The organism is Variovorax sp. 05T418, assembly GCF_056396385.1.
Map to the genome: position 1 here is coordinate 85,273 of NZ_JBFTLJ010000012.1, position 10,796 is coordinate 96,068.

A 10,796-nucleotide genomic window follows, 5' to 3' on the forward strand; every position below is an offset into this window, starting at 1 on the left:
GAAAGGACTCAGAGCGTTGAAATGTCGAACAGCTTGACGCCCGCCTTGGGCGCGGCCTGGAGGAGTTGCTCGTCGAAGGTGGCGAGCGGGAGATTGAGCGAGCGCGCGAGCCAGAGGTAGCCCGCGTCGTAGAGCGACACCCCGGCGTCGATGGCCACGGCCAGCACCGCCTTGTGCTGCGCGGGTGCGAGTTCGTGCAGCTCGACGCGGTGGCGGATGGCGTCGAGCACGCTCCACAGTCCTTCGACCGCGGACGCCGGAATGCGGCCGCTGCGCACGCCGTTGGCAAGGATGTTGGCGCACTCCCACTGCCAGGCGTTGGGCGCCTGCGGCTCCACCTCGTCGCGGCGGATGGCGGCGTAGAGCTTGCGGGTGTGTTCGCTGGCCTGGTCGGGCAAGAGCCAGGCGGCGGTTACGGAGGCGTCCATGACGAAGGCTGTCACGATTGGCGCCCTTCGTCGAGCAGTGCCCGCACCGGGTGGCCGGGCTGGATGGTGGCGTGCAGCGCGTCGATCTGGCCGAGTTCGCGCTCGATCTGCTCGTCGGTGATGACCGGCTTGCGCCGCACCGGCAGCATGCGCACCACCTCCTTGCCGTGGCGGGTGATGCGAACCTCCTCGCCCTTTTCGACCAGGTCGATCAGGGCCGAGAAGTTGTTCTTGGCTTCAGCGATGCCGATGGATTGCATTTGGGCCAGAAAATTTGAATCTGGCCTGAATTCTAATGCCAATCTGGCCTGACTTTCAAGGTCTGGCCAGATTGGGCTTGTTCATCACTTATTCAGCCCGGTAGTTCGGCGCTTCTTTCGTGATCTGCACGTCGTGCACGTGGCTTTCGCGGATGCCGGCCGTGGTGATCTCGACGAACTCGGCCTTGTTCTTCATCTCTTCGATGGTGGCGCAGCCGCAGTAGCCCATGCTCGCGCGCAAGCCGCCCGACATCTGGTAGACGATCGACACCATCGAGCCCTTGTACGGCACGCGGCCTTCGATGCCCTCGGGCACCAGTTTGTCGGCGTTGGGATTGCCGGTGGTCGATTCCTGGAAGTAGCGGTCGGCGCTGCCCTGCTGCATGGCGCCAATGGAGCCCATGCCGCGGTAGCTCTTGTAGCTGCGGCCCTGGAACAGCACGATCTCGCCGGGTGCCTCTTCGGTGCCTGCGAACATGCCGCCCATCATCACGGTGCTCGCGCCCGCGGCAATGGCCTTGGCAATGTCGCCCGAATAGCGGATGCCGCCATCGGCGATCAGCGGAATGCCGGTGCCCTGCAGCGCGGTGGCCACGCTGTCGACCGCCATGATCTGCGGCACGCCCACGCCCGCGACGATGCGCGTGGTGCAGATCGATCCGGGGCCGATGCCGACCTTGACCGCGTCGGCGCCGGCATCGGCCAGCGCGCGTGCCGCATCGCCGGTGGCGATGTTGCCGCCGATCACGTCGACCTGCGGATAGTTCTTCTTGACCCAGCGCACGCGCTCGATCACGCCGGCGCTGTGGCCATGCGCGGTGTCGACCACGATGGCGTCGACGCCGGCCTTCACCAGCGCCTCGACGCGCTCCTCGGTGCCCGCGCCCACGCCGACCGCCGCACCCACGCGCAGGCGGCCGCTCGGGTCGCGCGCGGCGTTGGGAAAGCTGGTCTGCTTGGTGATGTCCTTGACGGTGATCAGGCCCTTGAGCTCCCATGCGCTGTTGATGACGAGCAGGCGTTCGAGCTTGTGCTTGTTGAGCAGCGCCTTGGCCTCGGCCAGCGTGGTGCCGTCGGGCACGGTGATGAGCTTGTCGCGCGGCGTCATGATCTCGCTCACCGGCACGTCGTAGCGGTTCTCGAAGCGCAGGTCGCGCCCGGTCACGATGCCCACCACCTTGCCGCCGTCGAGCACCGGGAAGCCCGAGATGCCGAGTTCGTCGGACAGTTGCATGACCTGCAGCACGGTGTGCGTGGGGGTGATCACCACGGGATCGCGCAGCACGCCCGATTCGTAGCGCTTCACCTTGGCCACCTGCGCGGCCTGCTCGGCGGCGGTGAAGTTCTTGTGCACGATGCCGATGCCGCCTTCCTGCGCGATCGCGATCGCGAGGCGTGCTTCGGTCACCGTATCCATCGCGGCGGAGACCAGCGGCAGATTCAGCGTGATGTTGCGGGAGAAACGGGTGGCGAGGGAGGTGTCCTTAGGCAGGACCTGGGAGAACGCTGGCACCAACAACACGTCGTCGAAGGTGAGCGCTTTGCCGAGAAGGCGCATGGGTGAAGCTCCAAAAGACGGATTGTAGCGACCGTCGGTACTTACCCGCCCTGCCAGGGGCTTCAGCCAAGCCCCGCCGGGCCGGCAAGGCGGCGAAAACGTAGCCAAATCCCAACTCGCCGGCAACGAAAGCCGGGCGCTCTCATGTTGCAAAACGTAAGGAAGGCTAAACTCGCCGCATGAAATTCGCGCATTGGCTCGTACTGGGATGTGTTTGCCTGCTGCCGCTCTCGGCCAGCGCGCAATGGCAATGGATCGACAAGAGCGGCAAGAAGGTCTTCAGCGACCAGCCGCCGCCGACGGACGTGCCGGAAAAGAACATCCTGCGCCGCGCGGGTTCTCCGCCGCCCCGAGGCGGCTCGGCGCCGGCCGCTGCCGACGCCGATGCGCCCGACGCTGCGGCACCCAAGGCCGCGGCCGCGCCCAAGCCCGCGGGCGTCGACAAGGAGCTCGAGGAAAAGACCAAGAAGGCGCAGGCCGAGGAAAAGGCCAAGCAGGCCGCCGAGGCAGAGAAGAACGCCAAGGCCAAGGCCGACAACTGCGACCGCGCGCGCCAGGGCAAGGCCACCTTCGACAGCGGCATCCGCGTGGCCAAGATCAACGCCAAGGGCGAACGCGAAATCATGGACGACGCGGCCCGGGCCGCCGAGCAGAAGCGTCTTCAGTCGATCATCGAAAGCGACTGCAAATAAGCAGCCCGCGCCGGTTCAGTAGCCGGCCTTGCCGCCCTTGCGGCGGTTCGCGAAAAGACCGGTGCCGCGCGCGCCCTGGCGCTGGAAGCGCTCACGGCGCGCCACCTTCGGATCGACCGCCAAGGGCCGGCACAGTTCGACCCGGTCGCCGTCCTCGAGCGGCTGCTCCCAGCCGACTTCCCTGCCCCAGATTCCCGGCGTCATGGCCTCGCGCCAATCGAGCTGCGGGAAGCGCTGCGCGAGTTCGCTGGCCTTCACGGCATCGGCCACGGTGGCTTGGGGCCCCAGTTGCAGCACCTGCTCGAACACCTCGCGCGGCGCGGGCGAGCAGCAGAGCGTGACTTCGATCATCAGGACGTGCCGTAGACCTGCTCGGCGCGCTTGACGAAGGCTTCGACCAGGCTGGAGGCCACGGTGTCGAACACCGGCCCCACCAGCGCCTGCAAAGCAAAGTTGCTGAAGCCGTAGCTCATGTGCAGCTCGACGCGGCAGGCGCGCTCGCCGGGCTCGCCCACGGGCACGAATTTCCAGAGGCCGTCGAGGTTGGAGAAGGGTCCATCGACCAGCTTGAGGTGCACCTCGCGCCCCGGTACGTGGGTGTTGCGGGTGGTGAAACTCTGGTGAAGGCCGGCAAAGGCCAGGCCCACTTCGGCGGTCATGCCGGCCTCGTCTTCCTCGATGACCCTGGACTTGTCGCACCAGGGCAGGAACTGCGGATATTTCTCCACGTCGGTGACGAGCGCGTACATCTCCTCGGCGCTGTACCAGATGAGGACGGACTTGTTGACGGTTTTCATAGAATCGGGACAGCGTGCGCGACGGATTGTATTGAAGCCATGCGCCCCCACCTTTCCGAGCCATGGCCACCAAGAAACAAGATACCTCCTCCCGCATTGCCGACAACAAGAAGGCCGCGTACAACTATTTCTTCGAAGAACGCTTCGAGGCCGGCATCGTGCTCGAAGGCTGGGAGGTCAAGTCCCTGCGCGAAGGCAAGGTCCAGCTGACCGACGGCTACGTGGTGATCCGCGACGGCGAGCTCTTTGTCGTGGGCCTGCAGATCAACCCGCTCAAGAGCGCCTCGACCCACGTCAACCCTGACTCCATCCGCACCAAGAAGCTGCTGCTGCACAAGGAAGAGATCCGCCGCCTGGTCGGCAAGGTCGAACAAAAGGGCTACACGCTGGTGCCGCTCAACCTGCACTGGAAGGCCGGCAAGGTGAAATGCGAAATTGCGCTCGCCAAGGGCAAGGCCGAGCACGACAAGCGCGACACCATCAAGGACCGCGAAGGCAAGCGCGAGGTCGAGCGCGCGATGAAGAGCCGCAGCCGCTAGTTCTTTTTTTGCGCAGCATGGAATAAAACGCCGCTTGCAGGCGTTTGTGCGGTGTCATCGGATCGTCGGTGCCACCAACTTCCAGGAGTCTTCCATGTCGCCTCTTCGCCTTTCCTGCGCCGGCCTTGCCGCCGCGCTGCTTTCCGGCCTGCTCGCGCTTCCCTCGTTCGCACAGCCCAAGGCCGCCGACGGTGCGCTGGTCGGCCCCAACGGCATGACGCTCTACACCTTCGACAAGGACACGGCCGGCAGCGGCAAGTCGGCCTGCAACGGCGGCTGCGCGGCCAATTGGCCACCCTTCATGGCCACCGACAGCGACAAACCCTCCGGCGACTTCACCATCGTCACGCGCGACGACGGCAAGAAGCAATGGGCCGCCAAGGGCTGGCCGCTCTACTACTGGTCCAAGGACAGCAAGCCGGGCGACAAGACCGGCGACGGCGTCGGCGGCGCCTGGAAAACCGCCAAGCCCTGATCCTCGCGCGCGCTCCCGCTCCCCATGGACGCCCGCCTGCTGGCCGACCAGATCCCGAGCCTGCGCCGCTATGCGCGCGCGCTCACGGGCAACGCCTGGGCGGCCGACGACCTGGTGCAGGACACGCTCGAGCGGGCCTGCAGCAAGTGGCGGCTCTGGGTGGTGGGCAGCGACCTGCGCGCCTGGCTGTTCGCGGTCATGCACAACATCTTTGCGAGCCAGCTGCGGCGCACGCCGCCGCCGCACAGCGTGGTGCCGCTGGAGGACGCGGCGCAGGAGCTGCATGGCGCCGCCGATCCGGGCCGCGACCCCGGCATGGGCCTGGACCTGCAGCGCTGCCTGATGCAGCTGCCCGAAGAGCAGCGCGCCGTGCTGCTGCTCGTCACGCTCGAAGACCTTTCCTATGCCGAGGTGGCCAAGGTGCTCGGCATCCCCGCCGGCACCGTGATGTCGCGCCTGTCGCGCGCCCGCGTCCGGCTGCAGGAGCTGATGGACGGCGCCGCTGCGCCGCATCGCCCCGGACTGCGCCGCCTCAAGTGAAACCTGCCGCTCCATCATGAATCGCCCTGCCCCGCCCCCCACCGACGACGAGTTGCATGCGCTCATCGATGGCCAGTTGGCACCGGAACGCCACGCCGAGGTCGAGGACGCCGTCGCGCACGATCCGGCCCTTGCGGCGCGGGTGGCGGCCTGGCGCACCCAGCGCGACGCACTGCGCCGGCTGCATGGAGAGCTGCTGGTAGAGCCCGTGCCCGCGCCCCTGATGAACGCGCTCGATCGCAGCCAGGCCCGGCGAGGCCATTGGATGCGATGGGGCGGCATGGCGGCCGGCGTGCTGGTCGCCTTTGCCGCCGGCTGGCTCGGCAATGCCCAGTGGTCGATGCAGCGCGCCGCTTCGGCCCAGTTGGCCAGGGCGCCTGCGATGCGCGAATTCGTGCACGACGCGTCCATTGCCCACGCCGTCTATGCGCCGGAAAAAAGGCACCCGGTCGAGGTGGCTGCCAGCGAGCAGCAGCACCTCGTGCAGTGGCTGTCCAAGCGCCTGGACAGGCCGCTCAAGGTGCCGGACCTGACTGCCATGGGCTACACGCTCGTCGGCGGCCGCCTCTTGCCCGGGGAAAGCGGCGCGCGCGCCCAGTTCATGTTCGAGGACGCCGTCGGCGAACGCATCACGCTCTACATCGGCACCCTCGACAGCCAGGCCGCCGCCGGCACCGCCGCATCGCGCGAAACAGCCTTCCGTTTCGCGTCCGAAGGACCGGTGCCCAGCTTCTATTGGATCGACCAGGGCTTCGGCTATGCCGTTGCCGGCAAGCTACCGCGTGAAGTTTTGCTGAAACTCGCGACGCTCGCCTACCGCGATTTGTCGTGAGGCCGGCATAAACTGCCGTGTCGCGCAACCACTGCCTTGTTTTCGCGATTTTTCAACTGAAGGAGAAACTGCATGAAATTGCTCAGCGCCTCGATCCTCGCGGCGGCATTGCTCGCCGGCTGCGGCGGCATGTCCAACAAGACCGCCAGCGCCCCCGACACCCCCACCCGCACCGCCGATGGCGTGCTGGTCGGCCCGAATGGCATGACGCTGTACACCTTCGCCCGCGACACGGCCGGTGCAGGCACCTCCGCCTGCAACGCCCAGTGCGCCGCCAACTGGCCGCCGCTGCCGGTGGCCGAAACGGCCAAGCCGATGGGTGGCTACACCATCATCGTGCGCGAAGACGGCAAGAGGCAGTGGGCCTACAAGGGCTGGCCGCTCTATTACTGGACCAAGGACAGCAAGCCGGGCGACAAGACCGGCGACGGCGTCCTGAACGGCGCCTGGAAGGTGGCCCGCCCCTGATTCCGTGATCGCCTGATCGCGCTCCAACTCGAAGGCCCCGGCAGATGTCGGGGCCTTTTCTTTTTTGGCTCGCGCAAGCGGCTCAGTGGGCGGTGGGAAGCGCGTCGTCGGCCACGGTGGCGCGGCGCTCGCGCAGCGCCAGCAGCTCGTTGAAAACCAGCGCACCGATGACCAGCGCGCCGCCGGTCAGCACGCTCGCAGCCGGCTCCTCGCCCGCGCCGATCCAGGCCAGTGCAATGCCGAAGATCACCTCGAGCAGCGCGAGCAGCGCCACCTCGGGCGCCTTGAGCACCTGCGCGCACAGGACCGCCAGCACGCAGGGAATGGCCAGCTGGAAAACACCGAGGAAAGCGAGCAGGCCGAGATCGTGCGCATTGGCCTGGAACGGCAAGGCAAAAGGCAGCGTGAGCAGCGCGCTCAGCGCCGCGCCGATCAGCACCGCGGGAACCAGGTCGATGTCATGTCCCTTGGCGCGCGCATGCTGGACCACCGTCCAGTTGGTGGCGCCCGCGAGCGGCACGCACAGCGCCACCAGCGTTCCGAGCAGCGATCCGCCCGCCGCTCCGCCCTGCATCAGTTGCGTACCGTACATCCACGCGATGCCGAGGCCCGCCACCACGATGGCCACCCAGGTCCGCACGGGCAGGCGGTGGCCGATGAAGAGGCGCGCGGCCAGCGCGGTGAGCAATGGGCCCAGCGACATCGTGACCAGCACGCTGGCCGTCGAAGCCAGCGTGAGCGCCACCATGAAGGCCGTGAACATCACGGTCCAGCAGACGCCCGAGATCCAGAGCTCGCGCCCGCCCGAGCGGATCTGCGAGAACACCGCCCGGCCCCGCCAAAGCGGCAAGATCACCAGCAGCGCAAGCATCGTGAAGAAGCTGCGCCAGAAGGTGATCTCGAAACTGTGGGCCTGCGCCAGGTGCCGCGTGACAACGCCCGCCGTGGCCCACATCAGGGTCACGGCAACCATCAGCCACACGGCCCCGCCGTGGGTCAGGCGCAGCAGCACGGCTGGATGGCGATCAGCTCGCCATTTCGCGGCTGGCGCGCTTGCGCTCGTTTTCCTTGAGGAAACGCTTGCGCAGTCGCACGCTCTTGGGCGTGATCTCGACCAGCTCGTCGTCCTCGATGAATTCCACGCCGTATTCCAGCGTGAGTTCGATCGGCGGCGTGATCTTGATCGCGTCTTCCTTGCCCGAGACACGGAAGTTGGTCAGCTGCTTGGTGCGCGTGGCGTTCACCACCAGATCGTTGTCGCGGCTGTGGATGCCCACGATCATGCCTTCGTACACCGGATCGTTCGCCTTCACGAACATGCGGCCGCGGTCGTCCAGCTTGCCCAGGGCGTAGGTGAAGATTTCACCGTCGTCCATGGAAATCAGCACGCCGTTCTTGCGGCTGCCGATCTCGCCCTTGTGCGGCTCGTAGCTGTCGAAGATGTTGCTGATGAGGCCCGAGCCGCGCGTCAGGTTCAGGAATTCGTTGGTGAAGCCGATCAGGCCGCGCGCCGGAATGCGGTACTCCAGGCGCACGCGGCCGCGGCCGTCCGGTTCCATGTTGACCAGCTCGCCCTTGCGCTCGCCGAGAGCCTGCATCACGCCGCCCTGGTGCTGCTCTTCGATGTCGGCCGTCACCAGCTCGATCGGCTCGTGCTTCTCGCCGTTGACGGTGCGGAACACCACGCGCGGCTTGGACACGGCCATTTCATAGCCTTCGCGGCGCATGTTTTCCAACAGGATGGTCAGGTGCAGTTCGCCGCGGCCCATCACCTCGAAGATGCCTTCCTCGTCGGTTTCGTTCACGCGCAGCGCCACGTTGTGCTGCAGTTCCTTCTGCAGGCGGTCCCAGATCTGGCGGCTGGTGACGAACTTGCCTTCGCGGCCGGCCAGCGGGCTGGTGTTGACGCAGAAGTTCATGGTCAGGGTCGGTTCGTCGACCTTGAGCATGGGCAGCGGCGACGGATTGGCCGGGTCGGTCACGGTCACGCCGATGCCGATGTCGGCAATGCCGTTGATCAGCACGATCTCGCCCGGGCCGGCTTCGGTGGCCTGCACGCGGTCCAGGCCCTGGAAGGTCAGCACCTGGTTGACGCGGCCCTTGACGGTCTTGCCGTCCGGACCTTCCATCACCAGCACGTCCATCATGGGCTTGAGCGTGCCCTGGCTGATGCGGCCCACGCCGATGCGGCCGACGAAGGTTGAGAAGTCGAGCGCCGATATCTGCAGCTGCAGCGGTGCGTCCGGATCGCCCTTCTGCGCCGGCACATGCTTCAGGATGGTGTTGAACAGCGCCGACATGTCGGGGCCCCACTGCTCGCCGGGCGCACCCTCTTCGAGCGACGACCAGCCATTGATGCCCGAGGCGTACACCACAGGGAAGTCGAGCTGTTCGTCGGTGGCGCCGAGCTTGTCGAACAGGTCGAAGGCGGCGTTCACCACCTTGTCGGGGTTGGCGCCCGGCTTGTCGACCTTGTTCACGACCAAGATCGGCTTCAGGCCCAGGGCCAGCGCCTTCTTGGTCACGAAGCGCGTCTGCGGCATCGGGCCTTCCTGCGCGTCGATCAGCAGCACCACGCCATCGACCATCGACAGCGCGCGCTCCACTTCGCCGCCGAAGTCCGCGTGGCCGGGGGTGTCGACGATGTTGATGTGCGTGCCTTCCCAGGTCACGGCGCAGTTCTTGGCCAGGATCGTGATGCCACGTTCCTTTTCGATGGCGTTGTTGTCCATCACCGTGTCGACCACTTTCTCGTGCTCGGCAAAGGTGCCCGACTGCCGCAGCAGCTGGTCGACCATCGTGGTCTTGCCATGGTCGACGTGGGCAATGATGGCGATATTGCGGATTTGCTTGGTACTCATGGTGTCGCTTCGGTCTGTTGTGCGTTCAAAAGAATTTGCTGGATTTCGATGGGGTTCAGCAAGCGCCCCGGGATCAGTTCGCCGGCGCTCACATGGGCGGTGCCCAGGAACGCCTGCGGGTCGGTGCCGAACACGGCCACCGCTTCGGCATCGGCCCAGCCGCCACGGCGGCGCAGGCCTGAAAGAAAACGTGCCGCATCTTCGGCGGCGAGCGTGACGCGGCTGTGGCCCTCGACCAGTGCTTCGGCAGGCAACAGGCGTGCCAGGCGCTCGTCTTCGGCCATGGCTTCGAGCGCCTCGATCGTGACGCACTCCGCCTCGCCGAACCCGCCCGTGGCCGTGCGGCGCAGCGACGTGAGGTGCGCGCCGCAGCCCAGTGCCTCGCCGATATCCTCGCCCAGCGTGCGAATGTAGGTGCCCTTGCTCACGCACGCAACGATGCGGATGCGGGAGCCGTCCAGCTGCGTCAGCGCGAGCTTGTGAATGACGACGTCGCGCGGCGCCCGCTCGATCTCGATGCCTTCGCGCGCGTACTCGTACAGCGCCTTGCCGTCCTTCTTGAGCGCGCTGTGCATCGGCGGAACCTGCCGGATCGGGCCGGTGAACTGCACTTCGACGCGGGCGAGGTCTTCAGGCGTGACATGCACCGGGCGCTCGGCAATCACCTCGCCCTCGGCGTCGCCGGTGGAGGTCTTGATGCCAAGGCGAGCCGTGGCCTCGTAGGTCTTGTCGGCATCGAGGTGCAGCTGGCTGAACTTGGTGGCCGCGCCAAAGCACAGCGGCAGCACGCCGGTGGCCAGCGGATCGAGCGTGCCGGTGTGGCCCGCTTTTTCGGCGCGCAGCAACCACTTGGCCTTCTGCAAGGCCTGGTTGCTGGAGAGTCCCAGCGGCTTGTCGAGCAACAACACCCCATGCACAGGGCGCCGCTGCACCCTTGTGCGTGGCGCATTCATCGCTAGTCGTCTTTCGAACGCGAAGCGACGGCCTGCGCGATGAGCGCATTCATGTCGGCCGCACGCTCGGTGGTGCGGTCGAACAGGAAGTGCAGCGTCGGCACGGTGTGGATGTGCAGGCGCTTAAACAGGCCGTTGCGCAGGAACCCCGCGGCCTGGTTCAGCGCCTCGGTGGTCTCGGTCACGTCGCCCGTGAGCATGCTGAAGTAGATCTTCGCGTGCGCATAGTCGGGCGTGACCTCGACCGCCTGGATCGTGACCATGCCCACGCGCGGGTCCTTCAACTCGCGCGCGATCAGCTCCGTCAGATCGCGCTGGATCTGGTCGGCAACCTTGAACGCGCGGTTGGGGGCGGCGGCTTTTCTCTTGGGCATGGATACGGTCGCATCGAAC

Annotated in this window: 15 protein-coding genes; 6 read left to right on the forward strand and 9 right to left on the reverse strand. The window is 66.6% G+C overall.

The genetic code is table 11. The features are described from left to right. Positions 1-8 precede the first annotated feature (8 nt). From AC1DMS_RS22735 to guaB, 3 genes are all read right to left on the reverse strand, one after another. The gene (locus AC1DMS_RS22735; protein WP_012747867.1) at positions 9-428 is read right to left on the reverse strand and encodes a type II toxin-antitoxin system VapC family toxin; all 420 of its coding nucleotides are present in this window, start codon (positions 426-428) and stop codon (positions 9-11) included. A gap of 11 nt (positions 429-439) precedes the next feature. Further along, positions 440-688: a type II toxin-antitoxin system Phd/YefM family antitoxin gene (locus tag AC1DMS_RS22740; RefSeq protein WP_012747866.1), complete on the reverse strand. Its 249-nt coding sequence runs from the start codon at positions 686-688 to the stop codon at positions 440-442. Between the two features lie 88 nt (positions 689-776). Continuing rightward, a complete protein-coding gene (gene guaB, locus AC1DMS_RS22745; RefSeq protein ID WP_012747865.1) occupies positions 777-2,246 on the reverse strand; it encodes an IMP dehydrogenase in 1,470 nt (489 codons plus the stop codon). A 179-nt stretch (positions 2,247-2,425) separates the two neighbouring features. On the opposite strand from guaB, the gene AC1DMS_RS22750 reads away from it, so the two are divergent. Continuing rightward, complete coding sequence (locus tag AC1DMS_RS22750; RefSeq protein ID WP_012747864.1) at positions 2,426-2,938, forward strand: DUF4124 domain-containing protein; 513 nt, start codon at positions 2,426-2,428, stop codon at positions 2,936-2,938. A gap of 15 nt (positions 2,939-2,953) precedes the next feature. On the opposite strand, the gene AC1DMS_RS22755 is transcribed toward AC1DMS_RS22750, so the two are convergent. Continuing rightward, the gene (locus AC1DMS_RS22755) at positions 2,954-3,289 is read right to left on the reverse strand and encodes an RnfH family protein (RefSeq protein WP_478181859.1); all 336 of its coding nucleotides are present in this window, start codon (positions 3,287-3,289) and stop codon (positions 2,954-2,956) included. Beyond that, positions 3,289-3,735 (reverse strand): type II toxin-antitoxin system RatA family toxin, encoded by a 447-nt coding sequence (locus tag AC1DMS_RS22760; protein WP_012747862.1) that lies wholly within the window; start codon positions 3,733-3,735, stop codon positions 3,289-3,291. The genes AC1DMS_RS22755 and AC1DMS_RS22760 overlap by 1 nt, the downstream gene beginning before the upstream one ends. A gap of 62 nt (positions 3,736-3,797) precedes the next feature. Here AC1DMS_RS22760 and smpB point away from each other — a divergent pair, with 62 nt between their 5' ends. From smpB to AC1DMS_RS22785, 5 genes are all read left to right on the forward strand, one after another. Continuing rightward, entirely contained in the window at positions 3,798-4,274 is a 477-nt protein-coding gene (smpB, locus tag AC1DMS_RS22765) for an SsrA-binding protein SmpB (RefSeq protein WP_012747861.1), read from the forward strand. 94 nt (positions 4,275-4,368) lie between these two features. Further along, on the forward strand, positions 4,369-4,749 hold the full coding sequence (locus AC1DMS_RS22770; protein WP_012747860.1) for a COG4315 family predicted lipoprotein: 381 nt from the start codon (positions 4,369-4,371) through the stop codon (positions 4,747-4,749). 24 nt (positions 4,750-4,773) lie between these two features. Then, a complete protein-coding gene (locus tag AC1DMS_RS22775; protein ID WP_478181860.1) occupies positions 4,774-5,289 on the forward strand; it encodes a sigma-70 family RNA polymerase sigma factor in 516 nt (171 codons plus the stop codon). Between the two features lie 16 nt (positions 5,290-5,305). After that, positions 5,306-6,121, forward strand: coding sequence for an anti-sigma factor family protein (locus AC1DMS_RS22780; protein WP_478181861.1), 816 nt, complete (start codon positions 5,306-5,308; stop codon positions 6,119-6,121). 72 nt (positions 6,122-6,193) lie between these two features. Then, entirely contained in the window at positions 6,194-6,589 is a 396-nt protein-coding gene (locus AC1DMS_RS22785) for a COG4315 family predicted lipoprotein (protein ID WP_012747857.1), read from the forward strand. Between the two features lie 82 nt (positions 6,590-6,671). Here the strand turns inward: AC1DMS_RS22785 and AC1DMS_RS22790 are convergent, their stop codons facing one another. Genes AC1DMS_RS22790 through rbfA form a run of 4 tightly spaced genes read right to left on the reverse strand, consistent with a single transcriptional unit; the run spans position 6,672 to position 10,777 of the window. Next, on the reverse strand, positions 6,672-7,595 hold the full coding sequence (locus AC1DMS_RS22790) for a DMT family transporter (protein ID WP_478181868.1): 924 nt from the start codon (positions 7,593-7,595) through the stop codon (positions 6,672-6,674). Positions 7,596-7,614: 19 nt separating this feature from the next. Further along, entirely contained in the window at positions 7,615-9,450 is a 1,836-nt protein-coding gene (gene typA / locus AC1DMS_RS22795; protein WP_012747855.1) for a translational GTPase TypA, read from the reverse strand. Next, positions 9,447-10,403 carry a tRNA pseudouridine(55) synthase TruB gene (gene truB / locus AC1DMS_RS22800; RefSeq protein WP_478181862.1) on the reverse strand — a complete coding sequence of 319 codons (957 nt, stop codon included), beginning with the start codon at positions 10,401-10,403 and terminating at the stop codon, positions 9,447-9,449. The genes typA and truB overlap by 4 nt, the downstream gene beginning before the upstream one ends. A gap of 2 nt (positions 10,404-10,405) precedes the next feature. Then, positions 10,406-10,777, reverse strand: coding sequence for a 30S ribosome-binding factor RbfA (rbfA, locus tag AC1DMS_RS22805; protein WP_012747853.1), 372 nt, complete (start codon positions 10,775-10,777; stop codon positions 10,406-10,408). Between the last annotated feature and the right edge of the window lie 19 nt (positions 10,778-10,796).

What these genes read in the sequence shown, in the direction of transcription:
- AC1DMS_RS22735 (WP_012747867.1), bottom strand. Translation starts at nt 428, where the DNA reads ATGGACGCCTCCGTAACCGCCGCCTGGCTCTTGCCCGACCAGGCCAGC.
- AC1DMS_RS22755 (WP_478181859.1), bottom strand. Translation starts at nt 3,289, where the DNA reads ATGATCGAAGTCACGCTCTGCTGCTCGCCCGCGCCGCGCGAGGTGTTC.
- smpB (WP_012747861.1), top strand. Translation starts at nt 3,798, where the DNA reads ATGGCCACCAAGAAACAAGATACCTCCTCCCGCATTGCCGACAACAAG.
- rbfA (WP_012747853.1), bottom strand. Translation starts at nt 10,777, where the DNA reads ATGCCCAAGAGAAAAGCCGCCGCCCCCAACCGCGCGTTCAAGGTTGCC.
- AC1DMS_RS22775 (WP_478181860.1), top strand. Translation starts at nt 4,774, where the DNA reads ATGGACGCCCGCCTGCTGGCCGACCAGATCCCGAGCCTGCGCCGCTAT.
- AC1DMS_RS22740 (WP_012747866.1), bottom strand. Translation starts at nt 688, where the DNA reads ATGCAATCCATCGGCATCGCTGAAGCCAAGAACAACTTCTCGGCCCTG.
- guaB (WP_012747865.1), bottom strand. Translation starts at nt 2,246, where the DNA reads ATGCGCCTTCTCGGCAAAGCGCTCACCTTCGACGACGTGTTGTTGGTG.
- AC1DMS_RS22770 (WP_012747860.1), top strand. Translation starts at nt 4,369, where the DNA reads ATGTCGCCTCTTCGCCTTTCCTGCGCCGGCCTTGCCGCCGCGCTGCTT.
- AC1DMS_RS22760 (WP_012747862.1), bottom strand. Translation starts at nt 3,735, where the DNA reads ATGAAAACCGTCAACAAGTCCGTCCTCATCTGGTACAGCGCCGAGGAG.
- AC1DMS_RS22750 (WP_012747864.1), top strand. Translation starts at nt 2,426, where the DNA reads ATGAAATTCGCGCATTGGCTCGTACTGGGATGTGTTTGCCTGCTGCCG.
- AC1DMS_RS22785 (WP_012747857.1), top strand. Translation starts at nt 6,194, where the DNA reads ATGAAATTGCTCAGCGCCTCGATCCTCGCGGCGGCATTGCTCGCCGGC.
- AC1DMS_RS22780 (WP_478181861.1), top strand. Translation starts at nt 5,306, where the DNA reads ATGAATCGCCCTGCCCCGCCCCCCACCGACGACGAGTTGCATGCGCTC.
- typA (WP_012747855.1), bottom strand. Translation starts at nt 9,450, where the DNA reads ATGAGTACCAAGCAAATCCGCAATATCGCCATCATTGCCCACGTCGAC.
- truB (WP_478181862.1), bottom strand. Translation starts at nt 10,403, where the DNA reads ATGAATGCGCCACGCACAAGGGTGCAGCGGCGCCCTGTGCATGGGGTG.